The sequence below is a fragment of the Amycolatopsis sp. NPDC039088 genome, from assembly GCF_055598845.1.
The window spans coordinates 62,943-87,714 of sequence record NZ_JBVKAE010000002.1; the positions used below are offsets into that span (position 1 = coordinate 62,943).

27 protein-coding genes are annotated in these 24,772 nt (G+C 68.8%); 18 read left to right on the forward strand and 9 right to left on the reverse strand.

The window, feature by feature from the left end:
- Positions 1–151 precede the first annotated feature (151 nt).
- Positions 152–1,123 (forward strand): porphobilinogen synthase, encoded by a 972-nt coding sequence (hemB, locus tag ACZ7KI_RS02610; RefSeq protein ID WP_470222601.1) that lies wholly within the window; start codon positions 152–154, stop codon positions 1,121–1,123.
- 143 nt (positions 1,124–1,266) lie between these two features.
- Here the strand turns inward: hemB and ACZ7KI_RS02615 are convergent, their stop codons facing one another.
- Positions 1,267–2,766 (reverse strand): outer membrane protein assembly factor BamB family protein, encoded by a 1,500-nt coding sequence (locus tag ACZ7KI_RS02615; RefSeq protein WP_470271502.1) that lies wholly within the window; start codon positions 2,764–2,766, stop codon positions 1,267–1,269.
- Between the two features lie 88 nt (positions 2,767–2,854).
- Between ACZ7KI_RS02615 and ACZ7KI_RS02620 the strand changes: the two genes are divergently transcribed.
- Genes ACZ7KI_RS02620 through ACZ7KI_RS02630 form a run of 3 tightly spaced genes read left to right on the forward strand, consistent with a single transcriptional unit; the run spans position 2,855 to position 4,219 of the window.
- Positions 2,855–3,406, forward strand: a complete 552-nt coding sequence (locus ACZ7KI_RS02620; RefSeq protein ID WP_470271503.1) for a hypothetical protein — start codon at positions 2,855–2,857, stop codon at positions 3,404–3,406.
- Complete coding sequence (locus ACZ7KI_RS02625) at positions 3,403–3,858, forward strand: hypothetical protein (RefSeq protein ID WP_470271504.1); 456 nt, start codon at positions 3,403–3,405, stop codon at positions 3,856–3,858. Before ACZ7KI_RS02620 ends, ACZ7KI_RS02625 begins: the two co-directional genes overlap by 4 nt.
- Positions 3,836–4,219 (forward strand): hypothetical protein, encoded by a 384-nt coding sequence (locus ACZ7KI_RS02630; RefSeq protein WP_470271505.1) that lies wholly within the window; start codon positions 3,836–3,838, stop codon positions 4,217–4,219. The genes ACZ7KI_RS02625 and ACZ7KI_RS02630 overlap by 23 nt, the downstream gene beginning before the upstream one ends.
- Before the next feature lie 9 nt (positions 4,220–4,228).
- Here ACZ7KI_RS02630 and ACZ7KI_RS02635 read toward each other — a convergent pair whose 3' ends face one another.
- Positions 4,229–4,720, reverse strand: coding sequence for a TspO/MBR family protein (locus ACZ7KI_RS02635; protein WP_470271506.1), 492 nt, complete (start codon positions 4,718–4,720; stop codon positions 4,229–4,231).
- Positions 4,721–4,841: 121 nt separating this feature from the next.
- Between ACZ7KI_RS02635 and hemL the strand changes: the two genes are divergently transcribed.
- The 8 genes from hemL (at position 4,842) to ACZ7KI_RS02675 (ending at position 13,015) form a co-directional block, all read left to right on the forward strand.
- Positions 4,842–6,146 (forward strand): glutamate-1-semialdehyde 2,1-aminomutase, encoded by a 1,305-nt coding sequence (gene hemL / locus ACZ7KI_RS02640; protein ID WP_470271507.1) that lies wholly within the window; start codon positions 4,842–4,844, stop codon positions 6,144–6,146.
- Entirely contained in the window at positions 6,143–6,775 is a 633-nt protein-coding gene (locus ACZ7KI_RS02645; protein WP_470271508.1) for a histidine phosphatase family protein, read from the forward strand. The genes hemL and ACZ7KI_RS02645 overlap by 4 nt, the downstream gene beginning before the upstream one ends.
- Positions 6,772–7,353 (forward strand): TlpA family protein disulfide reductase, encoded by a 582-nt coding sequence (locus ACZ7KI_RS02650; RefSeq protein WP_470271509.1) that lies wholly within the window; start codon positions 6,772–6,774, stop codon positions 7,351–7,353. The genes ACZ7KI_RS02645 and ACZ7KI_RS02650 overlap by 4 nt, the downstream gene beginning before the upstream one ends.
- A gap of 59 nt (positions 7,354–7,412) precedes the next feature.
- Complete coding sequence (locus tag ACZ7KI_RS02655) at positions 7,413–8,081, forward strand: rhomboid family intramembrane serine protease (RefSeq protein WP_470271510.1); 669 nt, start codon at positions 7,413–7,415, stop codon at positions 8,079–8,081.
- Positions 8,082–8,248: 167 nt separating this feature from the next.
- On the forward strand, positions 8,249–9,022 hold the full coding sequence (locus ACZ7KI_RS02660; RefSeq protein ID WP_465500679.1) for a cytochrome c biogenesis CcdA family protein: 774 nt from the start codon (positions 8,249–8,251) through the stop codon (positions 9,020–9,022).
- Positions 9,019–10,617, forward strand: a complete 1,599-nt coding sequence (resB, locus tag ACZ7KI_RS02665) for a cytochrome c biogenesis protein ResB (RefSeq protein WP_470271511.1) — start codon at positions 9,019–9,021, stop codon at positions 10,615–10,617. The genes ACZ7KI_RS02660 and resB overlap by 4 nt, the downstream gene beginning before the upstream one ends.
- Positions 10,618–10,622: 5 nt before the next feature.
- Positions 10,623–11,594: a c-type cytochrome biogenesis protein CcsB gene (gene ccsB / locus ACZ7KI_RS02670; protein WP_470271512.1), complete on the forward strand. Its 972-nt coding sequence runs from the start codon at positions 10,623–10,625 to the stop codon at positions 11,592–11,594.
- An 80-nt stretch (positions 11,595–11,674) separates the two neighbouring features.
- Positions 11,675–13,015 carry a MinD/ParA family ATP-binding protein gene (locus tag ACZ7KI_RS02675; protein ID WP_470271513.1) on the forward strand — a complete coding sequence of 447 codons (1,341 nt, stop codon included), beginning with the start codon at positions 11,675–11,677 and terminating at the stop codon, positions 13,013–13,015.
- A 3-nt stretch (positions 13,016–13,018) separates the two neighbouring features.
- Here ACZ7KI_RS02675 and ACZ7KI_RS02680 read toward each other — a convergent pair whose 3' ends face one another.
- Both ACZ7KI_RS02680 and ACZ7KI_RS02685 read right to left on the reverse strand, forming a co-directional pair.
- Entirely contained in the window at positions 13,019–13,201 is a 183-nt protein-coding gene (locus ACZ7KI_RS02680; protein WP_465500683.1) for a hypothetical protein, read from the reverse strand.
- A gap of 149 nt (positions 13,202–13,350) precedes the next feature.
- A complete protein-coding gene (locus tag ACZ7KI_RS02685) occupies positions 13,351–13,563 on the reverse strand; it encodes a BldC family transcriptional regulator (protein WP_005151795.1) in 213 nt (70 codons plus the stop codon).
- A 250-nt stretch (positions 13,564–13,813) separates the two neighbouring features.
- Here ACZ7KI_RS02685 and ACZ7KI_RS02690 point away from each other — a divergent pair, with 250 nt between their 5' ends.
- From ACZ7KI_RS02690 to cds1, 3 genes are read left to right on the forward strand one after another with little or no spacing between them, the layout of a single operon-like run.
- The gene (locus ACZ7KI_RS02690; protein WP_470271514.1) at positions 13,814–14,287 is read left to right on the forward strand and encodes an Lrp/AsnC family transcriptional regulator; all 474 of its coding nucleotides are present in this window, start codon (positions 13,814–13,816) and stop codon (positions 14,285–14,287) included.
- Positions 14,288–14,298: 11 nt separating this feature from the next.
- Positions 14,299–14,592, forward strand: coding sequence for a DUF4229 domain-containing protein (locus ACZ7KI_RS02695; protein WP_465460407.1), 294 nt, complete (start codon positions 14,299–14,301; stop codon positions 14,590–14,592).
- Positions 14,589–15,671, forward strand: a complete 1,083-nt coding sequence (cds1, locus tag ACZ7KI_RS02700) for an L-cysteine desulfhydrase Cds1 (RefSeq protein WP_470271515.1) — start codon at positions 14,589–14,591, stop codon at positions 15,669–15,671. Before ACZ7KI_RS02695 ends, cds1 begins: the two co-directional genes overlap by 4 nt.
- A 969-nt stretch (positions 15,672–16,640) precedes the next feature.
- Here the strand turns inward: cds1 and ACZ7KI_RS02705 are convergent.
- The 4 genes from ACZ7KI_RS02705 to ACZ7KI_RS02720 form a co-directional block, all read right to left on the reverse strand.
- On the reverse strand, positions 16,641–17,510 hold the full coding sequence (locus ACZ7KI_RS02705) for a 1,4-dihydroxy-2-naphthoate polyprenyltransferase (RefSeq protein ID WP_470271516.1): 870 nt from the start codon (positions 17,508–17,510) through the stop codon (positions 16,641–16,643).
- A gap of 103 nt (positions 17,511–17,613) precedes the next feature.
- A complete protein-coding gene (locus ACZ7KI_RS02710; protein ID WP_465460410.1) occupies positions 17,614–17,769 on the reverse strand; it encodes a hypothetical protein in 156 nt (51 codons plus the stop codon).
- Positions 17,770–17,832: 63 nt separating this feature from the next.
- The gene (gene menE / locus ACZ7KI_RS02715; protein ID WP_470271517.1) at positions 17,833–18,957 is read right to left on the reverse strand and encodes an o-succinylbenzoate--CoA ligase; all 1,125 of its coding nucleotides are present in this window, start codon (positions 18,955–18,957) and stop codon (positions 17,833–17,835) included.
- A gap of 88 nt (positions 18,958–19,045) precedes the next feature.
- Positions 19,046–19,969, reverse strand: a complete 924-nt coding sequence (locus ACZ7KI_RS02720; protein ID WP_061980092.1) for a 1,4-dihydroxy-2-naphthoyl-CoA synthase — start codon at positions 19,967–19,969, stop codon at positions 19,046–19,048.
- A gap of 57 nt (positions 19,970–20,026) precedes the next feature.
- Between ACZ7KI_RS02720 and menD the strand changes: the two genes are divergently transcribed.
- The 3 genes from menD to ACZ7KI_RS02735 all read left to right on the forward strand — a co-directional run bounded on the left by menD (position 20,027) and on the right by ACZ7KI_RS02735 (position 23,782).
- Complete coding sequence (menD, locus tag ACZ7KI_RS02725) at positions 20,027–21,703, forward strand: 2-succinyl-5-enolpyruvyl-6-hydroxy-3-cyclohexene-1-carboxylic-acid synthase (RefSeq protein ID WP_470271518.1); 1,677 nt, start codon at positions 20,027–20,029, stop codon at positions 21,701–21,703.
- Positions 21,704–21,801: 98 nt separating this feature from the next.
- Positions 21,802–23,316, forward strand: coding sequence for a M1 family metallopeptidase (locus tag ACZ7KI_RS02730; protein ID WP_470271519.1), 1,515 nt, complete (start codon positions 21,802–21,804; stop codon positions 23,314–23,316).
- A gap of 22 nt (positions 23,317–23,338) precedes the next feature.
- Positions 23,339–23,782, forward strand: coding sequence for a DUF3592 domain-containing protein (locus ACZ7KI_RS02735; RefSeq protein ID WP_470271520.1), 444 nt, complete (start codon positions 23,339–23,341; stop codon positions 23,780–23,782).
- A gap of 158 nt (positions 23,783–23,940) precedes the next feature.
- On the opposite strand, the gene ACZ7KI_RS02740 is transcribed toward ACZ7KI_RS02735, so the two are convergent.
- Positions 23,941–24,771 carry an inositol monophosphatase family protein gene (locus ACZ7KI_RS02740; RefSeq protein ID WP_470271521.1) on the reverse strand — a complete coding sequence of 277 codons (831 nt, stop codon included), beginning with the start codon at positions 24,769–24,771 and terminating at the stop codon, positions 23,941–23,943.
- Between the last annotated feature and the right edge of the window lies 1 nt (position 24,772).

A 24,772-nucleotide genomic window follows, 5' to 3' on the forward strand; every position in this document is an offset into this window, starting at 1 on the left:
GACTGGGAAGGTAACCCACGTCACACGGGGTACGAATCGGGCAAAGGTGACTCTTTACCGTTTCTTAGGGAAGGTCCGCCCGGCTGGACCAATGAGCCGTTCACCGCGCCTGCGGACCGCTTCTCGAGCGGGCGGGAGTACCGTCTATGGGGTGTTTCCCGAACATCGTCCCCGCAGGCTCCGTACCACTCCGGCGATGCGCAGGCTGGTCGGTGAGACGACGCTGCGCCCACGCCAGCTGATCCTCCCGATGTTCGTGGCCGAGGGCATCGACACGCCCCGCCCGATCTCGAGCATGCCCGGGGTCGTCCAGCACACCCGCGACACGCTGCGCAAGGCCGCCGTCGACGCGGTCAACGCCGGCGTCGGCGGCCTGATGCTGTTCGGCATCCCGAAGACCCGTGACGCCGAAGGCTCCGGCGCGATCGACCCGGACGGCATCCTCAACGTCGCCCTGCGGGACCTGAGGGCGGAACTCGGTGACGCGACGGTCCTGATGGCCGACACCTGCCTCGACGAGTTCACCGACCACGGTCACTGCGGCGTCCTCGACGCCGACGGCGCGGTCGACAACGACGCGACGCTGCGCGTGTACGCGGAAATGGGCTTGGCGCAGGCGGAAGCGGGTGCGCATCTGCTCGGGCCGAGCGGGATGATGGACGGCCAGGTCGGCGTCATCCGCGCCGCCCTCGACCGGGCCGGACGCACCGACACCGGCATCCTCGCCTACTCGGCGAAGTTCGCGAGCGCGTTCTACGGACCCTTCCGCGAGGCCGTCGATTCGCAGCTGAAGGGCGACCGGAAGACCTACCAGCAGGACCCCGGCAACGTGCGCGAAGCGCTGCGCGAGATCGAGCTGGACATCGCCGAGGGCGCGGACATGATCATGGTCAAGCCCGCACTGTCCTATTTGGACGTCATCAGGGCGGCGGCCGAGGCGTCGCCGGTTCCCGTCGCGGCGTACAACATCTCGGGCGAGTACGCGATGGTCGAGGCCGCCGCGGCGAACGGCTGGCTCGACCGTGAGCGCACGATTCTCGAGGTGCTGACGTCGATCCGCCGTGCCGGCGCGGACATGATCCTCACCTACTGGGCCGCCGAAGCCGCCGCTTGGCTGGACTGACCTCGTAAGTGGCTCGTGAGATGCCCTTGATCGACGGAAGATCCGGGACACTCAACGTCCCCGATCTTCCGTTGATCAAGCTCGTGTCCCACCCGGCCACGCCGGCCACCCGCACAAGCTCCACACCAGTGGGTAAACACGCACTACTTGTCCACGGTGAACAGGTCCAGGCTGTACTTCGGGAACCGGCCGGACACCGCGTAAACCCGGTCCTCCGCCCAGTAGTAGCGGTAGTGCCCCGCCGTCGGGCCGAAGTCGTCCCGATCGTCGTTCTTGATCTTGACCTCCGCGTACGGCGTCACGGCGCCATCGCCGACGGCGACCTTCACCACCCGCTGCGGGCCCTTCCTGTCGACCGGCGCGACTTCGGTGAGCACCTGACCGTCCTCGACGGCCATCGGCGTCATCACGGTGCCCTCGGGGATCTTCGCCTCCCATTTCCGTTGCCCGGACTTGAGATCCACGGCGACGAGCGCGTTCACGGTGCTCGCCTGCGGGGTGGTGACGGTGTACATCGTGTCGTCGGTGAAGACCGCGCGGCCGCCGTTGTGTTCGGTGCCCGACGCGTCCACTCCGAAGCCCATGCCGTCGGCGCCCGCGAGGCCGTCGGGCTCGTGGGACGTCCCGCCGTCGATCGTCGAAGTGACCTTCAGCTGGTCGTCGAAGACCTGGTAAATGCCTTTGGTGCTGTCGGAGGAGTACACGACGAGCGGCTTCAGCGACAGAATCCCGATGCCGACCAGCATCTGGGTCGCTCTCGGCAGGCTCTCTTCGAGTTCGACGTTCCCCGTCGCCGGATCCACCGAAAGCATGCTGAGCCCGTAGTCGCCGATGAGGCAGGTCATCACGAGGATGATTTTGCCGTCCTTGGGCGCGAGGTCGGCCGCCGAGCACGGATCCTCGTTGTCCGCCTTGCGGATCAGCGTCTTCGCCCATTTCTGGGTGCCGGTCGCCAGATCGAGCCCGGCGATGCCCTCCTCCTGGCCGACGAAGACGACGTCGCCGACGACCTGCAGCACCGCGACCTCGGGAGGTGAGGTCCCCGCCAGTTTCTGGGGCACCTTCAGCGGCTGCTTCCAGCCGAGTTCGCCGTTCTTCAGGTCGAGCACCGTCGCGTTCTCACAGGTCTTCTCGTCCCCGAAGCCGAGCGCGATCTTCCCGTCGGCCGGCGCGGCGGAGGCGCCGCAGAACCGGTTTTGGCCGTCCGGGACTTCGGTGAGCCAGTTCTGCTTGCCGTTCGCCCTGGCGAAAGAGGCCACGTACTTGTCGCGAACGACGACGATCGCGTCGTCGACCATCCACGACGCGAGGCCGTCGCGATACTCGGGGACGTCCTTCTTGTAGGCCGACAGCCGCCACTTCTCCGTCTTCACGGCGGGCGGGGCCGAGGACGCCGGGGGAGCGGCGGCGGGAGTACCGCCGTCGTCGTCACCGGTGAGCGCGATCGGGACGACCACCGCCGCGGCGACCACCACGACGACCAGCGGGATCAGCCAGTACAGGAACTTCTTGCCCCGCTTGGGCGGCGGTGGCTGCTGCGGCCAGCCGCCCGGGTACGGCTGCTGCTGCGGATAGCCGTGGCCCTGCTGCGGCCAGGGTTGCCGGCCCGGCCACTGCCCGCCGGGATGGTTCGGTGTGGTCATCGCGAAATCCCCAGTGGTCGTGTCGATTCGCGCATAAGCTACCCGGGCGGAAACCCTCTGGCCTGCGGAACCACGTAGGCTGCCTCGCGTGAGCGACAGCACAGCCGACGAAACGGACGACGAGCGCCGCAAGCGGGGGAGGGCACCCGACCCGCTCCTTCCCGGGCAGAAGCCCCCGGCGATCACCGTGCCGACGCCGATCACCATCTCCTTCTGGCTCTGGATCGCCACAGGCGTCGTGCTGGTGGCCGGTCAGATCGCCTTGCTGGTGTTGAAGCAGGAATTGACCGACGGGATCATCAAGCAGATCACCGCCAACCCGGTCCCCGGCCAGCCGGTCGACCCCGCGCAGATCGCCTCCGGGGTGAACACCCTGCTGTGGATGCTGCTCGGCGGCGCGATCACCTTCGCCGTCCTGTTCGCGTTGTTCGCCTACAAGGCCCGCGAGGGAACGCGTTCGGCCAGGACGGTGCTGACCGTGGGCGCCGTCTTCCTGGTGCTGGTGGAGCTGTTCGTCCTGCGCGGCACGCTCAACGTGTTCCTGCTGGTGGCCACGCTGCTGACCGCGATCGCGCTGATCCTGATGTACCTGCCCAGCGTTTCCGACTTCTTCCCGAAGGTCGGGCGCAAGCTGCCATGACGCCCGAGCCGTCCCTCTACGGCGAACCCGGCGTCGGCTGGACGGCGTTGCTCTGGGCACCGCTGTTCGCCCTCGCCGGGTTGCTCGCCGAACTGGCGACCGGCGGACCGGTGCACTGGGCTGCCTGGATCCTGGTCGCGGCGGGACTGGTGCTGATCACCGTGCCGTGGGTGTACGCGCGCCGCCGCTACCTCTCGCTCGAAGTCACCGCCGACGGCTTTCGGCAGGGCAGGGAGACCCTGGCGGCGGCCCGGATCGCCGAGGTACTCGAAGACGAGGAAGCCCCCGTCGGGTCACGGGTCCTCGGCGGCGGCTGGACGATCCCCAAGAAGCACGGCGAGGTCCCGTTGAAGCTCGACGACGGCGTCTTCGTCCGCGCCTGGGCGAAGGATCCCGACGCCCTCCGCGAGGCTCTCGAGGGTTTGGTGCGTGCTCGCACCACAGAGTCATGAGAAGCTGCTCACTGTGATCGACCTTCCCCAGCCGACCGGGGCCGACTTGTGGCCGCCGGAGGACGACCGGCCAGCGGCCCGGCTGCACAAACCCCTGCGCGCTCTGGTGGGGGTCGCCGAACTGATTCTCGCCGCGCTCGCGGTCTGGGGCGTCTTCGCCTGCTGGAAGGCCGGTGTCGTCCCGGTGCGGATCACCTACGGCGAATCGACGACGCTCGAATCGCAACGGTATTTCGGCGGCCCGCTCGCCGGTGCCATCGGGCTGGGCGTGCTGGCCGCGATCCTGGTGGTCGACGCGATCCGCCAGTTCCTGCTCGCGATGAAGACGCGACACCGCGCGCCCAGGGAGCCCCAGAACTGAGAGCCCGGCTCAGTTGAGCCAGACGACCGCGGCGTTGACCGCGGTCGAGAACAGCAGCCACAGCAGATACGGCACGAGCAGCGACGCCGCGAGCTTCGACCGGCGCGCGAACTCCATCATCGTGATGGGTACGACGAAGTCCAGGACGACGACGTCGGCCAGGGCCAGGACGTGGGCGCCGCCCGCGAAGAACAGCGGCGTCCACAGCAGGGTCAGCAGCAGGCAGACGCCGTAGAGGGCGAAGCCGCGCGTTTCGCCATCGGTCCGCCAGTAGCACCAGCCCGCGAAGGCGACCACGAGGAGCAAGGCCGACCACATCGGGCCGTAGAGCCAGCCCGGCGGTGCCCACGACGGGCGGGTCAGCGCGTTGTTCAGCTCGGACCGGGTGGCCACGGCCAGCGCGGCCACCACCCCCACGATCGCCGACATGGCGATGAATCCGGCCAGTGCTTGCCAGCGCAGGCGACGGTGGTGGGTCGGCGGTGGCGGCACCGTGGACACGTGGATTCCTCCGCGAGGGTTTCGGCGGGAGTGGTCCCCACCCTAGTGGGGCCGGTCACCCCGCGCCCGTATCCGCGAGACTCGGCGGCGGCTGTCCTCGGGGATTTGCGAGACTGGGGAGGTGACTACCGGAGTCGATCAGTCCAAGGCATGGTTCGAACGAGCGAAGGCCGTGGTCCCGGGCGGGGTGAACTCCCCGGTGCGGGCCTTCAACTCCGTCGGCGGGACCCCGAGGTTCATGGTCCGCGGCGAGGGGCCGTATCTCTGGGACGCCGACGACAACCGCTACGTCGACCTGGTCTCTTCCTGGGGGCCGATGATCCTCGGGCACGCGCATCCGGCCGTCGTTTCCGCCGCGCGCGAAGCCGCCGTCCACGGACTGTCGTTCGGCACGCCGACCCTCGGTGAGGTCGAACTGGCCGAGGAGATCATCGCGCGGGTCGCGCCGGTCGAGCAGGTCCGCCTGGTCAACTCCGGCACCGAGGCGACGATGAGCGCGATCCGGCTGGCCAGGGGATTCACCGGCCGGGCGAAGATCATCAAGTTCGCGGGCTGCTACCACGGCCACGTCGACGCGCTCCTCGCCGAAGCGGGCTCGGGCGTCGCGACGCTGGGTCTCCCGACCTCACCCGGGGTCACCGGAGCGCAGGCGGCCGACACGATCGTCCTGCCCTACAACGACCTCGACGCGGTTCGTAAGTCCTTTATGGACAATCCGGACTCGATCGCCGCGATCATCACCGAAGCCGCCGCGGGCAACATGGGCGCCGTCGCCCCGGTCGAGGGCTTCAACGCCGGGCTCAAGGAGATCGCGCACGAGCACGGCGCGCTGCTGATCATGGACGAGGTGATGACCGGGTTCCGCGTCTCGAAGGCGGGCTGGTTCGGCCTCGAAGGCGTCGCCGGTGACCTGTACACCTTCGGCAAGGTGATGTCCGGCGGACTGCCCGCCGCGGCCTTCGGCGGCCGCGCCGACGTAATGGCGAAGCTGGCCCCGGGCGGGCCCGTGTACCAGGCCGGGACGCTCTCGGGGAACCCCGTGGCCGTCGCCGCCGGGCTCGCGACGCTGCGCGCGGCCGACGACGCCGTGTACGCGGCCCTCGACACCAACGCGAAGCGGCTCGGCGACCTGTTCGACCGGTCGCTGACCGAGGCCGGTGTCACGCACACCGTGCAGTACGCGGGCAACCTGGTCAGCGTGTTCTTCAGCGACAGCCCGGTGACGAACTACCCGGGCGCGCAGGCCTCGGAGACCTGGCGGTTCCCGGCGTTCTTCCACGCCCTGCTCGACAACGGCGTGTACGCGCCTCCGAGCGCTTACGAGGCGTGGTTCGTCAACGCCGCCATGGGTGACGCCGAGTTCGAGATCATCGAGTCCGCGCTGCGCGTGGCCGCTCGTGCCGCGGCCGAGGCGGTACAGGCGTGAGCGAGACGACGATCGTGCACCTGCTCCGCCACGGTGAGGTGCACAACCCGGACAAGATCCTCTACGGCCGCCTGCCCGGATTCAAACTCTCAGACCGTGGTCAGCGCCAGGCGCTGACGGTCGCCGAAGCCGTCGCGACGCACGACATCACCCACGTCGTCGCTTCGCCGCTTCAGCGCGCGCAGGAGACCGCCGCGCCGATCGCCGCCGCGCACCGGCTCGACGTCGACACCGACGAGCGGCTCATCGAGGCGGACAACCAGTTCGAGGGCGAGCGGGTCGCCGTCGGCGACGGCGCCCTGCGTCAGCCGAAGCATTGGCCGAAGCTGGTCAACCCGTTCCGGCCGTCCTGGGGTGAGCCGTACGTCGAGATCGCGCACCGCATGCTGGGCGCGATCCACCGCGCGCGGCGGGCGGCCGAGGGACACGAGGCGCTGTGCGTCTCGCACCAGCTGCCGATCTGGACCGTGCGGCGGTTCCTGGAGGCCAAGCGGCTCTGGCACGACCCGCGCAACCGGCAGTGCTCGCTCGCGTCGCTGACCAGCCTGGTCTTCGAGGGTGAAGAGCTCGTGCGGATCGTCTACAGCGAGCCCGCCGGCACGACCGATCCGAAGGTGACCGGGGCATGAAGCGGTTCCTGGCGGCCGTCGTCGGGCTGGCGCTCGTCGTCTCGGGCTGCACCACCGGCAAGGACGCCGTCGTCACCGGCGGCTCCTTCAACTTCGTTTCGCCCGGCGGGAAGGTCGACATCACCTACGACGTCGCCGACCGTCAGCAGTCGCCGACGCTGTCCGGCGACGACCTGATGAACGAGGGCAAGCAGCTCTCGATCGCCGACTTCCCCGGCAAGGTCGTCGTGCTGAACCTGTGGGGCCAGTGGTGCGGGCCGTGCCGCGTCGAGGCGCCCGAGATGCAGAAGGTCTACGACCAGACCAAGGCGTCCGGTGTCCAGGTCGTCGGCATCGACCTGCGGGACAACGACCGCGCGCCGGCGCAGGACTTCATGCGGGACCGGAAGCTGACGTACCCGTCGATCTACGACCCGTCCGGGCGGACGTTGCTGCAGCTGTCGGGCTATCCGCGCAACATCATCCCGTCGACGATCGTGCTGGACAAACAGCACCGCGTCGCGGCGGTCTTCCTGCGGGACCTGCTCGCGTCGGACCTGCTCCCCGTCGTTCAACGCTTGGTCGCCGAACCTGTCTGACGGTCTGGTTATCCTCCTCATCTCGGGCCGCGCGGCGGCTCTGAACTGGGGAGAAGGAAATGACGACTGCTTCAGACGTGCCCAGATCCGGGCAGCAGGACGCCGAGGCGATGATCGCCGAGGCCAAGAAGGCCTTCGGGGTGATGGTCGGCGCGCTCGTGGTGATCTGGGCAGTCCAGATCTTCAACGCGCTGGACGGCTACGGTGTTTTCGAGACCGGAGCACGGGCGCGGGACGTCAGCACGCTGCCCGCCATCCTCTGGGCACCGTTCGTCCACACCGGTTGGGACCACATCGAGGCCAATTCGGGCCCGCTGTTCATCTTCGGCTTCCTCGCCGCGTATCGCGGGGTGAAGAAGTTCCTGGGTGTCACGCTGCTGATCGCCATGACAAGTGGCCTCGGCGCCTGGTTCCTGACGCCGTCGGGCCTGATCGGCTTCGGCGCGAGCGGGCTGGTGATGGGCTTCTTCGGGTACGTGCTCGTGCGCGGGATCTTCGATCGGCACAAGCTCGACATCGTCATCGGCCTGGTGATGGCGCTGTGTTTCGCCTACCAGTTCGCCGGCCTGTTCCCGCAGGGTGAGCTGGTGAGCTGGCAGGCGCACCTCTTCGGCTTCCTCGGCGGCCTGATCGGTGGCTGGGTGTTCCGGGACCGCCGTCCCAAGCCCGAGGTCACCGCACCCGCGTTCCCGACCATCCCGCTGACCCCGCCCGACTCTCCCAAGTAGCCCGCATTTCGTCCTCTAAATGCGGTAGTTGCCCCACGCAAGGACCGCATTTAGAGGACGAAACGCGTCGAAGCGGGTAGGACCAACGTCCTGACCGGGTGCGACGTAGGTCCCGTTGGGGACGCCCCGGCGCTTTCACCTCGACCACACTGCCTACGCTCCTTTGCGTGAACGGTGTGACCGAGCTGGCCCTCTCCGGGCCGCTGCTGCTCGCGGCGGGTGTCGCGCTGCTGGCCGGGGCGATCTCCTTCGCGTCACCGTGCGTCGTCCCGCTGGTGCCGGGGTATCTCGCGTACCTGGCGGCGCTGGTCGGCGCGGACGCCCCCGCGGTCAGTGCCGATGAAGAGCGCAAGAAAGGCCGTTACGCCGTCGTCGGCGCGGCCGCGCTGTTCGTGCTCGGGTTCACCGTCGTCTTCGTGGTGACGCTGGGGACGCTGGTGTGGATCGCCGCCGTCGTCCAGATCAACATGGACCTCCTCCAGCGGCTCGGCGGCGTGCTGACGATCGCGATGGCGCTGGTCTTCCTCGGCTGGATCCCCGGGCTGCGCCGCGAGTTCCGTTCGCACCACGTGCCGCGCGGCGGTCTGTGGGGCGCGCCGGTGCTCGGCGCGGTGTTCGGCCTCGGCTGGACGCCGTGCATCGGGCCGACGCTGTCCGCGGTCATCTCCATGGCCAGCGCCACCGGCGGGGCGGCGGCGCGCGGGTACGTGCTGATCCTGGTCTACTGCCTCGGCCTCGGCCTGCCGTTCCTGCTCATCGCGTTCGGTGCCCGCTGGGCCGTCCGCGCCACCGACTGGCTGCGCCGCCACGGTCGTCAGGTGCAGGTCTTCGGCGGCGCCGTGCTGCTGATCGTCGGCGTCCTGCTGGTGACCGGACTGTGGGGCGACATGACCGGCTGGATGCGGAACACCCTCGTAACCGACCTCAGGCTGCCCTTGTGACCACCACCGAAGCACCGCCCAAGAAGGAATACCGCCAGACGCCGCTGAAGCGCGCCCTCGCCTTCCTTCGCAACACCTGGCGTGGTCTGACGTCGATGCGCACCGCGTTGGTGCTGCTGTTCCTCCTCGCGCTCGCCGCGATGCCCGGCGCGCTTCTGCCGCAGCGGAACCTCAACGCCGCCAAGACCGACGAGTACATCGCCGCGCACGGCTGGTGGGGCGAACTGCTCGACCGTACGCAGTTCTTCGAGGTCTACGGCAGCGTCTGGTTCTCGGCGATCTACATCCTGCTGATGGTCTCGCTCATCGGTTGTCTCGCGCCGCGCAGCCTCGAATACGCGAAGGCGATGCGCGCGAAGCCGGTGCTCACGCCGCGCAAGCTCTCGCGGATGCCGCATCACCTGTCCACCACGACCGACCGGCCCCCCGAGACGGTCATGAAGGACACTCACGCACTGCTCAAGGGCTGGCGCCGCGTAGAGCGCGAAGAGGCCGACGGCGGCCGAAGCATCTCCGCCGAACGCGGATACCTCCGCGAGACCGGCAACCTCGTCTTCCACTTCGGCATGCTCGGCCTGATCATCTTCTTCGCGCTCGGCAAGCTCTTCGGCTACGAAGGCCAGGTCATCGTCCAGGCCGACAACAGCCCGTGGTGCAACTCCGGCATCCTCGGCTACGACACCTTCAACGCCGGCTTGCGCGTCGACGGCACCGACCTCAACGCCTTCTGCATCCGGCTGAAGGACTTCGAAGCGCGCTACACCGAGGCCGGGCAGGCGAACTACTACCACTCCAACCTGGAGTACCAGTCCGGCGAAGACCTGAAGACCGGCGCTTGGAAGCCATACGGACTCGAGGTCAACTCGCCGCTGCGCACCGCCGGCGACCGCGTCTACCTGCTGAACTTCGGCTACTCCCCGAAGTTCACGGTGACCTTCCCGGACGGCACCGTGCGCTCCAACATCACGCCGTGGCGTCCCGCCGACGAGCCGACGAAGCTCTCCGAAGGCGCCACGAAGATCGACCAGCCCGGCATCACCGACGCGGTCGAACGCCGCACCCGGCAGCTCGCGATCACCGGCCTGCTCGCCCCGACCGCGTTCATGCACGGCAACGTGCTGACGTCGTCGCGGCCCGAGGCGAACAAACCGGCCGTCGCCGTCGACATCTATCGCGGCGACCTCGGCCTCGACGCCGGACGAGGGCAGTCGATCTTCCAGATCGACCAGTCGCTCGTCGAGGACGGCAGGCTCAAGAAGCTCACCCGGCAGAACCTGAACCAGGGCCAGGAAACCGTGCTGGACGACGGCACGAAGGTCCGCTTCGACGGTGTACAGGAATGGGTGGCGATCCAGGTCTCGCACGATCCCGTGCAGGGCTGGGTGCTGGTCTGCGCGATCGCGATGCTGCTCGGACTGGCGGGATCGTTGCTGGTCAAACGGCGTCGCGTGTGGGTCCGGGTGACACCGGCGCGCGAAGGTGAGACGGGTACCGTGATCGAGGTCGCCGGGCTGGCGCGCACCGATCAGGCGGGCTACGGCGAAGAGTTCCAGCGGATCAGCGACAAGCTGGTCCAGGGGCAGAGAGGCAACTAGAGGTCATGCCGATCAACGAGACGCTGTCCCAGTACAGCGACTACTCCTACACCACCGCGACGGCGATCTACGTCCTCGCGTTGATGTTCACCCTCGTCGAGCAGGGTTTCGGCGCGAAGGGCCGTCTGGCGGCGGAGCGCAGCAAGCAGCGCGTCCGCGAACTGGTCGGCGCCGGCGGTCCGTCGGTGACCTCCGTGACCCCCGCGGAGCCTCCGCGCGAGGTCGGCCGCCCCGAGCGCATCGGCCGCATGGGCGCCGCGCTGCTGGTGCTCGCCGCGCTGCTGCACCTGTCCGCGATCGTGCTGCGCGGGCTCGCCGTGCACCGCGCGCCGTGGGGCAACATGTACGAGTACGGCATGGCCACGACCTTCATCGCGGTCCTCACCTGGCTGGTCATCCTGCGGAAGTTCCCGGTCCGCCACCTCACCGGCTTCCTGCTGCTGCCGGTCGTGATCCTGATGTTCGTCAACGGCACCATGCTGTACACGACGGCGGCGCCGGTGCAGCCCGCCCTGCAGTCGTACTGGCTGATCATCCACGTTTCCGCGGCCATCATCGGTTCCGGCGTCTTCCTGGTGCCCGGCGTCGCGAGCGTGCTCTACCTCTTCCGCGCCGCCCACGACGAGAACCCGGCCAAGTTCGCGCGGTTCGGCCCCAAGCTGCCCACCGCGGACGTCCTCGACCGCATCGCCTACCGCACGACCATCTTCGCCTTCCCGGTCTTCACCTTCGGCGTGCTGTGCGGCGCCGTGTGGGCCGAGGCGGCGTGGGGCCGGTTCTGGGGCTGGGACCCGAAGGAGACCGTCGCGTTCGTCGCGTGGGTCGTCTACGCGGCGTACCTGCACTCCCGCGCCACCGCGGGCTGGCGCGGGAAGCGGGCGGCGATCATCAACATCGTCGGGTTCTCGGCGACGGTGTTCAACCTGTTCTTCGTGAACCTGGTCACGGTCGGTCTGCACTCCTACGCCGGGGGCTGACCGACGCCGCTGCACACGAGCCGACTACCGTCGATACTTGAGGTAGTGGGGGAAGACGTGCGCGGAGGAGGAATTCAGCGGTGACCGGACCCAGCGAAGAATCGGCTCCTGGCCACCCCGAACCCACCGAGAGCGTCCAGCCCTCGGAGCTGTTCTCCGAGGACAGGACGGACTCGGCGCCGCATCCGAACCCGAGCGGCTTCGAAGCCGAGCCGACGCAGGTCGTCCAGCCTCAGTACCCGCAGCAGGCCCAGCAGGCGCAGTACGCGCCGCAGCCCGCCCAGCAGCAGCCGCCGCTGCCGCAGCCCTCGCACGGGCAGTACCAGCAGCCGTACGACCAGAACCTGCCGCCGTTGCAGCCGCAGCCACCCCAGCAGCAGCCTCAACAAGCCCAGTACCCGCCTCAGCAGCAGTACGTGCCCCAGCAGCCGGTCCAGCAGCCCGCCGTGCCGGGGCTGCCGCAGCCGCAGGGGCGGCACGCGCTCCCGGACGAGCTCGCCACCGCGAGCCTGGTCAAGCCGCAGAAGCGCAAGCCGCAATCGGGCTGGCGCAAGGCCGTCTACGTCGGCACCGGCAAGCTCATCAACCCTGGGGAGAGCCCGGCCGACACCCGCAAGCGCGAGCTGATCGCGCAGATCAACCAGCCGCTGCGCGGGTGCTACAAGATCGCGATGCTGAGCCTCAAGGGCGGCGTCGGCAAGACCACCACGACCACCACGCTGGGCTCGACTTTCGCGTCGCTGCGCGGTGACCGCGTCGTCGCCGTCGACGCCAACCCGGACCGCGGGACGCTGTCGCAGAAGATCCCGATCGAGACCACCGCGACCGTGCGGCATCTGCTGCGGGACGCGGACAAGATCACCAGGTACAGCGACGTCCGCTCGTACACCTCGCAGGGCGGAAGCCGGCTGGAGATCCTCGCCAGCGAACAGGATCCGGCGGTTTCGGAGGCGTTCTCCGAGGACGACTACCGGCGCACGGTCAACCTGCTGGAGCACTTCTACAACATCGTGCTCACCGACTGCGGGACCGGTTTGATGCACTCGGCGATGAAGGGCGTCCTGGACGTCGCGGACGCGCTGGTGGTGGTCTCGTCAGGCTCCGTGGACGGCGCGCGCAGTGCTTCGGCGACGCTCGACTGGCTCGAGGCGCACGGCTACGGCGACCTGGTCAAACGGTCTGTCGCGGTGATCAACTCGGTGCGTCCGAAGGGTGGCTCCGTCGATCTCGACAAGCTCTCCGCGCACTTCGGCGCACGCGTCCGGTCGGTCTGCCGGATCCCGTTCGACCCGCACCTGGAAGAGGGCGCCGAGATCGAACTGGACCGGCTCGGCGCCGACACCCGGCTGGCGCTGCTGGAACTGGCCGCCACCGTCGCCGACGGTTTCGGGGGCCAGCAGTACCGCCAGGTCCAGCCTTAAGTCCTACTCTTTGTCCTCGTCTTTACTCTTGCGCTGTTGCTCACCGAGCTTGCGCAGGAAGTCCGGGTCGTCGTCCGGGGCCAGCGTCGGCCGCGACGAGGGCACCCCGACACGCTCGATCCCGAACGCGCGCCACAAGACAACGGCGACGGTGAGCGCTCCGATGGCCGCGAGCAGATAGATCATGCTCGGTCCCTTTCCGCGTGGAGGACGTTGCTCAGTCCCACGAGGCTAGCCTCTTTACCGCGCACGGGGGGACCTACGGATACCCCAATGTGACGAAGGGCCGTTTGGAGCCCTTCGTCACCGGAGTCCTTTATGCGTAAAACGCGAGGTCAGACCTTGCGGGCGGGTTCGCTGGCGTCGGTGGTCAGCTCGGCGAGGAGCTCGTTCACTTCGGCCTCACGGAACCGGCGGTGCCCGCCGGGAGTGCGGATCGAGCCGATCCGGCCCGCGGTCGCCCAGCGGGTCACGGTCTTGGGGTCGACCCGGAACAGGGCCGCCACTTCGCCGGGGGTGAGCAACCTTCCGCCCATCGTCGCGGTCATTTTCCGCCTCCTTCACGGTTCCAGTGCTAAACCGGAGGCGGGCCCAATGCCCGTCGTGCCGGGGTAGCCAACACGGCAATCGTTGCATCTCACCCGTCAGGTACTCGAACGGTTGTCCAATAGTAAAGAGCCCTTAAAGGGCAAAACCGACAAGCGAGACATGCACGCCGGGGCGCACCGGTCTTGTCACAGCGGTACGAAAAACCCGCCCTTGTCATGCGAATCGGCGCATGGCCCCTAGGGTGTAGCGGTGGACCAGGTGGATCGGAAGATCATCGCGGCATTGCGGGAGAACGGGCGGGCTACCTACGCCGACCTCGGCCGATCGGTCGGCCTCTCGGCCTCATCGGTGCACGAGCGGGTCGGCAAACTCGAAGCCGCCGGGGTGATCACCGGCTACCACGCCATGGTCGATCCCAGCACCGTCGGACTCGGGGTGACGGCGCTCGTCGGCATCCACCCCACCGACACGGCGACCGAAGACGACGTCGCGGCCGCGCTCGGGGCTTTGGACGAGGTCGAAAGCTGCTACGCCGTCGCAGGTGACGAGGCGTTCGTCGTCAAGGTGCGGGTGGCGACCGTCGACGACCTGGAGCGGACGCTGGGCAGGCTGCGGCGGATCCCCGGCGTCGGCCGGACGAACACCACCGTCGTGCTTTCCACCCGCTTCGAGGGACGGCCCAACAACGCGGGTCTGGAGGACGGCCGCGACGGCAACGCGTAGCCTGCGTTGATGTGAGCGACACTCCGGAAACCGCCGATCACCTCGCCCGTGACCTGACGCTGTACGTACTGGCCAGGTTCCTCCTGGTCGGGGTCATCGGTGGCGGGTTGCTGCTGGTCAACGTCCCGCTGCTGGTCGCGTTGCTGATCGGCCTGGTCGTCGGGCTGCCGCTGGGGCTGCTGCTGTTCCGCCCGCTGAACGCGCGCGTGACCGCCGGGCTCGCCCGCCGCAACGAAAAGCGCGCCCGCGCCCGTGCCGAACTGCGCTCCCAGCTGCGCGGCGACCGGGTGGACGGGACAGCGTGAGCCGGCTCCACAGCCGCAGCTGGGTCCGCGAAGCCGTCCGCATCATCGAGGCCGACGCGAACCGCAGCGCGGATACGCACCTGCACGTCTTCCCGCTGCCCGCGGAGTGGGGGATCGACCTTTACCTGAAGGACGAGTCCGTCCACCCGACCGGCTCGCTCAAGCACCGGCTCGCGCGTTCCCTGTTCCTGTATGGACTGGTGAACGGCCAGATCGGGCAGAACACCGTGCTCGTCGAGGCCTCCAGCGGCTCGACAGCGGTCTCGGAGGCGTACTTCGCCCGGATGCTCGGGCTGCGGTTCATCACCGTGGTGCCGCGGAGCACCTCGCCGGAGAAGATCGCGCTCATCGAGTTCTACGGCGGCGAGTGCCACTACGTCGACCGTGCGCCGGACATGTACCCGGAGGCCGAGCGGCTCGCTTCGGAGTGCAACGGCCACTACCTCGACCAGTTCACCTACGCCGAACGCGCGACGGACTGGCGCGGGAACAACAACATCGCCGAGTCGGTCTACGCGCAGATGCAGTCCGAGCGGCATCCCGTGCCGACGTGGATCGTGGTCGGCGCCGGAACCGGCGGCACGAGCGCGACCTTCGGCCGCTACGTGCGCTACAAGCGGCACACCACGAAGATCGCCGTCGTCGACCCGGAGAACTCGTCGTTCTACGGCGCCTGGGAGACCGGAGCGCTCGACTACGCGACCGGCATGCCTTCGCGGATCGAGGGAATCGGACGGCCGCGCGTCGAGCCGTCGTTCGTGCCCGGCGTGATCGACGAGATGCTGCAGGTACCGGACGCCGGTTCGCTGGCGGCCATCCGCCTGCTGCGCGAACAGACCGGCCACTGGGCGGGCGGCTCGACCGGCACGAACCTCTTCGGCGCGTTCACCCTGATCTCGCGGATGATCTCGGAAGGCCAGGCCGGCAGCGTCGTCACGCTCCTGTGCGACGGCGGCGAGCGATACGCCAACACGTACTACAACGACGAGTGGCTGGCGCAGAAGAACATCGACATCGCGCCTTATCTGGAGATGTACCAGGAGTTCCTGGTGAGCGGGAAGTTCGCTCCGGAGAGCTAAAGGTCTCGTGAGTGGTAATGACGGTTCTAACCGTCATTACCACTCACGAGGCCTGGCACCTACGGCGGGTGAGCCGGGTAGCGGCCGGTCCGTGAAGGACTCCTTGAGGGACCCTGAGTCCCCTGAAGTTCCCCTCACTCGTCCCGGAAAGCCATCACGAGCCTCAGCAGCACCTCAGTCACTACGGCTGCGCGTGAAGGCCCCCTTCACGCGGCTCAGCAAAGGAAACTCGACCTTCACACCTTCCCCAGTACGTGATGGTCCCCATCACTGCGCCTAGCGCAAGGAAGGGGGCCATCATGTACTTCACGCGAGCAAGCCCGCAGGCTGCAGTAGCGAGTGGGTCGGGTTGGTCGTGAGTGGCGATTCGGGTTATTGAGGGGTAAGGCAAACGTGTCGTGTCGCGGGCTGTGGTCGCTGCTGCCTACGCGTTTCCCTGGTGGTGAAGGCTTCCTTGCCTACGCTGACGGTAGTGAAGGAGCCCTTCACTACCGTCAGGCGTGATCCCTGGTGACAGTGGGACGGCTGTGACATCAACGTCCCGTCTTGAAGTCCGTGAAGGCCTCCTTGAGGGACCCAGAGTCCCTCAAGGAGGCCTTCACGGACTTACCACCCACCACGCCACCTTTGCCTTACCCCTCAATAACCCTCTTTATCACTCACGACCCCCTTCGAAACCGTACATATAGGCATCAATCGGACATGAAGTCGTCCAATGGTGTCCCCTGTGGACAGTCAAGGAGGCCCCACTGTCTCAGTGGGGAGTCCTTGATTGCGACCAGTCCGCGAAGGCCTCCTTCGACCTTCAGGGTAGGGAAGGGGATCTTCACGTCAGCGAGGCGATCACGCCATGTTTGCCTTACCCCTCAATAGAACCCGAATCGCCACTCACGACCACCGCGCCCTACCTCGCCACCGTCGCACACGCGTTTCCCAGTACCTGACCGTCATTACCACTCACGAGGCGTTCTACAGCGCGAGCGCGACCGCCGTCAGGATCGCCCAGCCCAGCATGGCGAACCCGGTGTCCCGCAGCGCCGGGATCAGCGCGCGGCCCTGTTCGCCGCCGCCGACGGCCTTGACCGACTTCAGCAGCAACGGCGCGGTCAGTAGGCCCAACAGCGCCCACGGCGTCACGAAGGCGAGCAGCACGCTGACGACGTACGGCACCGCGACCAGCACCAGGTAGAGCCGCCGGGTGCCCTTGTCGCCGAGCCGGGTGGCGAGCGTGCGCTTGCCGGACTCGATGTCGGTCGGGATGTCGCGGAGGTTGTTGGCGGTCAGCACGCCGGTCGAGAACGAACCGACGGCGACCGCGCAGCCGAACGCCGTCCAGCTGATCTGTCCGGCTTGGACGTACACCGTGCCCAGTACGCCGGCCAGCCCGAAGAAGACGAAGACGGCGATCTCGCCGAAACCGTAGTAGCCGTAAGGCTTCTTGCCGCCGGTGTAGAACCAGGCGCCGAGGATGCAGACCGCGCCCATCGCCAGCAGCCACCACAGCCCGCTGATCGCGACGAGCACGAGTCCGAGGACCCCGGCGAGCCCGAGTGCCACGAGAGCGGCCGCCAGGACCGCCTTCGGCTTCGCGGCACCGGAACCGACCAGCCGCAGCGGGCCGACGCGGTTCTCGTCGGTGCCGCGGATGCCGTCGGAGTAGTCGTTCGCGTAGTTGACGCCGACGATCAGGGCCAGCGAGACCAGGAGCGCGAGAACCGAACGGGGCCAGGAGAAGCCATCGAGCGCGACGGCCGCGCCGACCCCGGCGACCACCGGCGCCACCGCGTTGGGCAGCGTCCGGGGGCGCGCCCCTTCGATCCATTCACCAGCAGTCGCCATGCCGCCATTCTGGCCCTGGCCACTACCGGTCGGTACGTGGGGCTACTCGCATTTCGTCCTCTGCTTGCGGCATCGAGTCACCGCCAGCAGAGGACGAAACGCGCTACTTCACGTCGAGGACGTCTTCGAGCGTCCAGGTGAGCGTGCCGCTGTTCGGAACGGCGATTTCCGGTTCGTCCGCCAGCGCGGGTCCGGCCAAGGCGACCAGACCCATCGTGACGGCGGTGCAGGCCAATACTGTGCGTGTCCAGCGCGTCATGCTTAAGACGTAAACCCGCGGGTAATGACTCTGTCAACAAAGTCCCAGTAATCGGTGGGAAATTCACGACCTTAGTAGGAGATCCCGGACCGCCGCCCTATCGACCTTCCCCGGGCCTCGCAACGGTAGTTCTTCGGTGAATTCGACCCGCTTCGGCGCGGCCGCCGCACCGGCTTCTTCGCGGCACGCCGCGCGCAAGGAATCGACGTCGCAACCAGCGCCGACGACGAGCGCGACGACCGCTTCACCCCACTCGGGATCGGGTACGCCGACCACGCACGCGTCGCGGACTCCGGGCTGTGCGGTCAAAACCCGTTCCACGGCCGCGGCGGCCACCTTCACCCCGCCGGTGTTGATCATGTCGTCGATCCGGCCCAGGATCTCCAGCCGCCCATCGGGCCCGAGCCGTCCGCGGTCGGAGGTGCGGAAGCGGCCCCCGTCGAACGCTTCCGCGGTCAGGTCCGGCCGAAGCCGGTAACCGTGCGCGAGGACGTCCCCGGCGACGCAGACCCGCTCGTCGTCGAGTTCGATCCGGACGCCGTCGAGCGGCACGCCGTCGTACACGCAGCCGCTCGCCGTCTCGCTCATGCCGTACGCGGGCACGATCTTCACGCCCGCTTCGGCCGCGCGCTCCCGCAGGTCCGCGGTGGTCGCCGCGGCACCGATGACGATCGCGTCGAACGCGCGGGCCGCGGCCAGCCCCGGCCCGTCGTCGTCGAGCAGCCGCCCGAGCTGGGTCGGGACGAGCGCGGTGTAGCGCGGTCCGTCCAGCGCGAGGAGCGGCGCGGCGGCCTCGGCGAAGTCGCCGGGCCGGAAACCGGAGGCGTGCAGCACGGCGGGCGTCGTCCCGGCCAGCAGCGAGCGGACCAGCACCTGCAGCCCGCCGATGTACCGCGCCGGAGTGGCGAGCAGCCAGTGCCCCGGCCCGCCGAGCCGCGCGTGGGTCGCGTTCGCCGACGCGGCCAGCGCGGCGGCCGAGAGCAGGACGCCCTTGGGTTCGCCGGTGGACCCCGAGGTGGCGATGATCACCGCCGTCCCGGGCTCGGCCGGGCGCGTCGGCTCCATCGCGTCGCGCAGGGTCTCCGACGCGTAGGGGAGGACGGCGGGACCGCCGCCGAGCGCCTCGGCCAGTGCCGTGGTCAGCTCGGCGATCGACTCCGGACTCCCGTCCACTCCTACCGCACGCATCCCGCCAGCCTACGTCGCGCGTTTAGTCCTCTGAATGCGATCGTTGCGCACGCAACTACCGCATTCAGAGGACTAAACGCGGCGGGCGTCAGTAGTAGTACGGGAAGGCCGACCAGTCGGGGGACCGCTTCTCCAGGAACGCGTCGCGCCCTTCGACGGCTTCGTCCTGCATGTAGGCCAGCCGGGTGGTTTCTCCGGCGAAGAGCTGCTGGCCGACCAGGCCGTCGTCGGTGAGGTTGAACGCGTACTTCAGCATCCGCTGCGCCGTCGGCGACTTGCCGTTGATCGTCCAGGCCCAGTCCAGCGCCTCGGTCTCGAGGTCGGCGTGCGGGACGGCGGCGTTGACCGCGCCCATCGCCTGCATCTGCTCGGCCGTGTACTCGCGACCGAGGAAGAAGATCTCCCGCGCGAACTTCTGCCCGACCTGCTTGGCGAGGTACGCCGAGCCGTAGCCGCCGTCGAACGAGCCGACGTCGGCGTCGGTCTGCTTGAACCGCGCGTGCTCGGCCGAGGCGAGCGTGAGGTCGCACACCACGTGCAGCGAGTGCCCGCCACCGGCGGCCCAGCCCGGGACCACCGCGATGACCACCTTCGGCATGAACCTGATCAGCCGCTGGACCTCGAGAATGTGCAGCCGTCCGGCCCGCGCCGGATCGATCGTGTCAGAGGTCTCCCCATCCGCGTACTGATACCCGGAGCGTCCGCGAATACGCTGGTCACCACCGGAGCAGAACGCCCAGCCACCGTCCTTCGGCGACGGGCCGTTGCCGGTGAGCAGGACGCACCCGACGTCCGAGCTCATCCGCGCGTGGTCGAGCGCGCGGTACAGCTCGTCGACGGTGTGCGGGCGGAAGGCGTTGCGGACCTCGGGACGGTCGAACGCGACACGCACGACGCGTTTGCCTGAACGGCTCTCGGAGGAGCGGTGATAGGTGATGTCGGTGAAGTCGAAGCCTTCGACCTCGGTCCACAAGGCGGGGTCGAACAGCTCGGAAACCTGGGCGTCATCCACGTTTGGGAGAATAGGACGTGTGGCCGTGAGTCGTAGAGTCAAACCCGAGGTCTGCCGGTGAATCCATCCACCGCGCAGGCCAGGGTCATCGTCGACGAGCTCGTCCGCAACACCGTCTCGCACGTCGTCCTCTGCCCTGGCTCACGCAACGCCCCGCTGTCGATCGCGCTTTACGACGCGGCGGCGGCCGGGCGCCTCCAGCTGCACGTCCGCATCGACGAACGCGGCGCCGCCTTCCTCGCCCTCGGTATCGCCGCGCGCACCGGCCGCCCCGTCGCCGTGCTGTGCACCTCGGGCACCGCGGCCGCGAACTTCCACCCCGCCGTGCTGGAGGCCGATCGCGCCGGTGTCCCGCTGATCGTGCTGACCGCCGACCGCCCGCCCGAACTGCGGGCCGCCGGTGCGAGCCAGGTCATCGACCAGCACCAGCTCTACGGCAACGCCATCCGCTACTTCGACGAGCTGGCCGTCGCCGAACGCCGCGCCGGGCAGAACTCGTACTGGCGCAGCCAGATCTGCCGCGCCTGGAACGCCGCCTACGGCGAATGGCGCTGCGGGCCGGTGCACCTCAACATCCCGTTCCGTGAGCCGCTCGTGCCGGATGTCGACGATGACGGCGAGTGGTTCGAGTCACTCGAAGGGCGTCCCGACGGCGCCCGGTGGACCGAACTTCCCGACTTCGGCGCGCTTCCCTCCTTCGTGGTCCCCTCGGCCCGCACCGGCCTGGTCATCGCTTGCGACACCGGCGTGCAGGCCGCCAGCGAATGGGCCGAACTGCACGGCTGGCCGGTCGTCTCCGAGACCGGCGGAATCGGGCTGGCTGGTGCGACGGCGATCTCGTCCGGCGCCTGGCTGCTCGGTGTCGAGGAGTTCATCTCGCGGCACAAGCCGGAGCAGGTGCTGTGCATCGGCCGTCCGACGGTGTTCCGGCAGGTCCAGCGGGTCCTGTCCGATCCCGACGTCGAGGTGCTGCTGGTCCGGCCCGATTCGGACTGGCCCGCGCCCGCGCACAACGTCCGGCAGGTCGGCCAGTGGTTCGACGAGCCGACCAAACCCGCCGACCCGGAGTGGCTCGCCAGCTGGCAGCGCGCGGACAAGGCGGCGTCGACGGCGGTGGCCGAAGCACTGGCCGCCGAACCTTGGCCGAGCGGGCTGCGCCTGGCCACCGAACTGGTCGACGCGGTCCCGGAGGGCTCGCTGCTGGTCGTCGGCTCGTCCAACCCGACCCGTGACGTCGCGCTCGCCGGACGGCTGCGGCCCGACGTCCTCGTACACCGCAACCGCGGCGTCGCCGGGATCGACGGCATGGTGTCGACCGCCATCGGCGCCGCGACCGTCCACAGGGGACACTCGTACGCGCTGCTCGGGGACCTGACCTTCCTGCACGACGCGAGCGGCCTGCTGACCGGGCCCGCGGAGCAGCGCCCCGACCTGACGATCGTGGTGCTCAACGACGACGGTGGCGGCATCTTCTCGCTGCTGGAGCAGGGCGCGCCGGAGCACAACGCGAGCTTCGAACGCGTCTTCGGTACGCCGCACGGCGCCGATCTGGGCGCGCTGTGCGCGGGTTACCGCGTGCCGCACGTCGTCGCGGAGACGCTCACCGAGTTCCGCGCCGCGCTGAAGCCCGCGCCCGGGCTGCGCGTCGTGGAGGTCCGCGTGGACCGAACGCGCCATCGCGAGCTGCACGCGCGCCTCCGTACGGCGGTGTCCTCCGCCGTGCGCGCTGTCTAGCTGTTTCCAGAGGCTGGGAACCCCTCCTTCGGCCGTGTCTCCACGACGATCGGCTGACTACGTTCGAGCGCGCTGACAAATCCTGGGAGGGAATCGCAATGCGCTTGAAGACTCGCGCCGGCTTCGCCGGACTGACCGCGGGCGTCGTCACGGTGCTGCTCGTGGGCACCGCGTCCGCCGCACCCGCGCCCGGTTCGATCGGCGTCGGCGACCCGTACTACCCGCACGCCGGCAACGGCGGCTACGACGTCGCGCACTACGACCTCCGGCTGAGCTACCAGCCGTCCACCGACCTGCTGGCCGGGGCCACGACGATCCTGCTGACCGCGACACAGGACCTCTCGCGGTTCAACCTCGACTTCGGCCTGAAGGTGTCGAGTGTCCGCGTGAACAACAGGCCCGCGCAGTTCGCGACGTCGACCGACGGCACCGGTGAGCTGAGCGTTACCCCGGCGACCCCGCTGAAGAAGGGCCAGACGGCGACCGTCGTCGTGGCCTACGCGGATACGCCGTCGAAGGTGAAGATCGACGGCTTCACCGCCTGGAAGAAGACCCCGGACGGCGCCCTGGCCGTCGACGAACCGCAGAGCGCGGCCTGGTGGTTCCCGTCCAATGACCACCCGACCGACTTGGCCACCTACGACGTCTCGGTCGAGGTCCCAAACGACGTCGCGGCGCTTTCGAACGGCACGCTCGTGCGCAAGACCGCGCAGCGACCGGGCTGGACCCGCTGGAACTGGCGCAGCACCAAACCGCAGGCGACGTATCTCACGTCGCTGGAGGTCGGCAAGTTCGAGGTGAACCAGCAGACCACGCCGAACGGCCAGCCCTTCATCACCGCCTACGGCGCCGACCTCGGCGAATCGCTCGGTGCGGCCAAGGCGAGCATCGAGCGGACACCGGAGATCACCGAGTTCCTCGCCTCGAAGTTCGGCCCATACCCGTTCGAGGCGCAGGGCGGCGTCGCCACCACCGGCATCACCTTCGCGCTGGAGAACCAGACACGGCCGGTGTACGGCGCGCGGGCGTTCCGCTCCGGCTCGAACACCTCGGTCGTCGCGCACGAGCAGGCGCACCAGTGGTTCGGCGACAGCGTCACGCTCGGCAAGTGGAGCGACATCTGGCTCAACGAGGGCTTCGCCTCCTACGCGGAGTTCCTGTGGTCGGAGGAGACCGGCGAGGGCACGGCCGACGAACTCGCCCAGTACATCTACGACTCGGCGCCTGCCGATGACCCGTTCTGGCAGGTCCTGCCCGCCGACCCGGGCGTGGAGAACCAGTTCGACGCGGCCGTCTACGACCGTGGCGCGCTGGCGGTGCACGCGTTGCGCAAGGCTGTGGGCGACGACACCTTCTTCCGGATCCTGCAGACCTGGCAGCAGGTGAAGAAGAGCAAGTCGGCGGTGATCCCGGAGTTCATCGCGCTGGCGGAGAAGATCTCGGGCAAGCCGCTGTACGACCTGTTCCAGACCTGGCTCTACACCAAGGGCAAGCCCGCGGCGGGACCGAACGGTGTGCCTGCCCTCCGGGCCGCTGTGGCGCCGGTCGCACCGAAGTCCTACCCGCGGATCAGGGCGACGCACGAATTCCTCGCCGAGCGACACGCCCACTGACGGGTAGCGCTACGCTCGCGGCGTGACGGCCAAAACGGAGCGGGTGAGGCGCATCGGGTGGTACGCCGCCCTCGGTGTCGCCTCACTCGTCACCGTGCTCTGCTGCTCGCTGCTGTTCGCCGCCATCCGCAACGACAACGCGATCGAAGCGCAACTCGGCCAGGCGACCGCGCAGGTCGAGAAGGTGACGTTCGACCGCACGATCATCAACTACGCCACCCCGGACGGCATCGTGCACAGCCCGGCCAACGGCGTCCTCTACCCGACAGGGCTCGCCGCCGAGCAGCTCGTGAACATCGAGTACGACGTCGGTGACCCGGAACTCGCGCGGGTGGCCGGCCGGTCGGCGGTCAACACGCTGCTGCCGCTGGGCAGCATGGTCTTCTTCACCTGGCTGATCGCGGGGCCGCTGCTGTGGTGGATCCGGCGGCAGAACACCCGGTCACGCGCCGAGTCCTCCGTCTGATCACGCGAGATCTCCGTCTGATCACGCGTGATCGCCGTCCAATCACGCGAGTTCGCCATTTCCGCACGGGTGGTTCGTGTGACCGAGCGGGTGACTCACGTGACCAGGCGGCGAACACACGTGATCAGGCGGCGAACACGCGTGATCAGACGGCGAACTCAGCCGACGGACTCCCGCCACCACCCCAAGACCTCGTCCGCCACCCCCGGCGCCGCGACCAGCAGCCCGTCGGCGGGCAGCGGCACCCCTTCCCCGTGCCGGTCCAGCACCACGGCCCCCGACTCGATGGCCAGCGCGACCGAGCCGGCGACGTCCCATTCGCGGTAGCTGTGCAGCACCGCGGCGGCCGCGTGGCCCAGCGCGACCTGCGCGATGGCCAGTGCCGCCGAACCCAGCACCCGGACGCCGGCGTGCGCGGTGGCGGCGCGTTCGATGAACTGGCCCATCCCCGGCCAGAGGCCCTTGCGCGTCAGTTCCGTGCAGACGATCGCTCCGGCGGTCCCGTAGCGGTCGGTCAGCCGGATCGGCTTGCCGTTCGCGCGGGCGCCGCGGCCGCGGGCGGCGGCGTAGATCTGGGCTCGGTACGGGTCGGCGACCACGCCGACCACCGGCCCCGAAGCGTCGATCAGGGCGAGGCTGTACGCGCACCAGGGGACACCGGCGACGTAGTTCGCGGTGCCGTCGACCGGGTCGACCACCCAGCGGTATTCGGCGACGTCGGCACCGTGGTCGGCGCCGAATTCACCGCCGACGACGGGGATGCCGGGGAATTCCGCGGTCAGCACGCGGCGGGTGTGGCGTTCGAGGATGCGGTCGGTGTCGGTGACCCAGTCGAAGGGCGAGTCCTTCAGATCGGGCTGGGTGCCGCGGCCGGCGGTCGCGGTGATCACGTCGGTCGCGTCGTTGGCCAGCCGCCCGGCCACTTCGAGGGCCCTCGACAGCAACCCGGGCTCGACGGGCTGCGGCGGCCTTGACGACAGGAGGGTCATG

Bases quoted from the DNA above. Each gene is read 5' to 3' on its own strand.
- menE (WP_470271517.1), bottom strand. From the start codon at position 18,957: ATGCGTGCGGTAGGAGTGGACGGGAGTCCGGAGTCGATCGCCGAGCTG.
- ACZ7KI_RS02615 (WP_470271502.1), bottom strand. From the start codon at position 2,766: ATGACCACACCGAACCATCCCGGCGGGCAGTGGCCGGGCCGGCAACCC.
- ACZ7KI_RS02650 (WP_470271509.1), top strand. From the start codon at position 6,772: ATGAAGCGGTTCCTGGCGGCCGTCGTCGGGCTGGCGCTCGTCGTCTCG.
- ACZ7KI_RS02680 (WP_465500683.1), bottom strand. From the start codon at position 13,201: ATGATCTATCTGCTCGCGGCCATCGGAGCGCTCACCGTCGCCGTTGTC.
- ACZ7KI_RS02705 (WP_470271516.1), bottom strand. From the start codon at position 17,510: ATGGCGACTGCTGGTGAATGGATCGAAGGGGCGCGCCCCCGGACGCTG.
- ACZ7KI_RS02730 (WP_470271519.1), top strand. From the start codon at position 21,802: ATGCGCTTGAAGACTCGCGCCGGCTTCGCCGGACTGACCGCGGGCGTC.
- ACZ7KI_RS02685 (WP_005151795.1), bottom strand. From the start codon at position 13,563: ATGACCGCGACGATGGGCGGAAGGTTGCTCACCCCCGGCGAAGTGGCG.
- ACZ7KI_RS02625 (WP_470271504.1), top strand. From the start codon at position 3,403: ATGACGCCCGAGCCGTCCCTCTACGGCGAACCCGGCGTCGGCTGGACG.
- ACZ7KI_RS02710 (WP_465460410.1), bottom strand. From the start codon at position 17,769: ATGACGCGCTGGACACGCACAGTATTGGCCTGCACCGCCGTCACGATG.
- ccsB (WP_470271512.1), top strand. From the start codon at position 10,623: ATGCCGATCAACGAGACGCTGTCCCAGTACAGCGACTACTCCTACACC.
- ACZ7KI_RS02740 (WP_470271521.1), bottom strand. From the start codon at position 24,771: ATGACCCTCCTGTCGTCAAGGCCGCCGCAGCCCGTCGAGCCCGGGTTG.
- ACZ7KI_RS02655 (WP_470271510.1), top strand. From the start codon at position 7,413: ATGACGACTGCTTCAGACGTGCCCAGATCCGGGCAGCAGGACGCCGAG.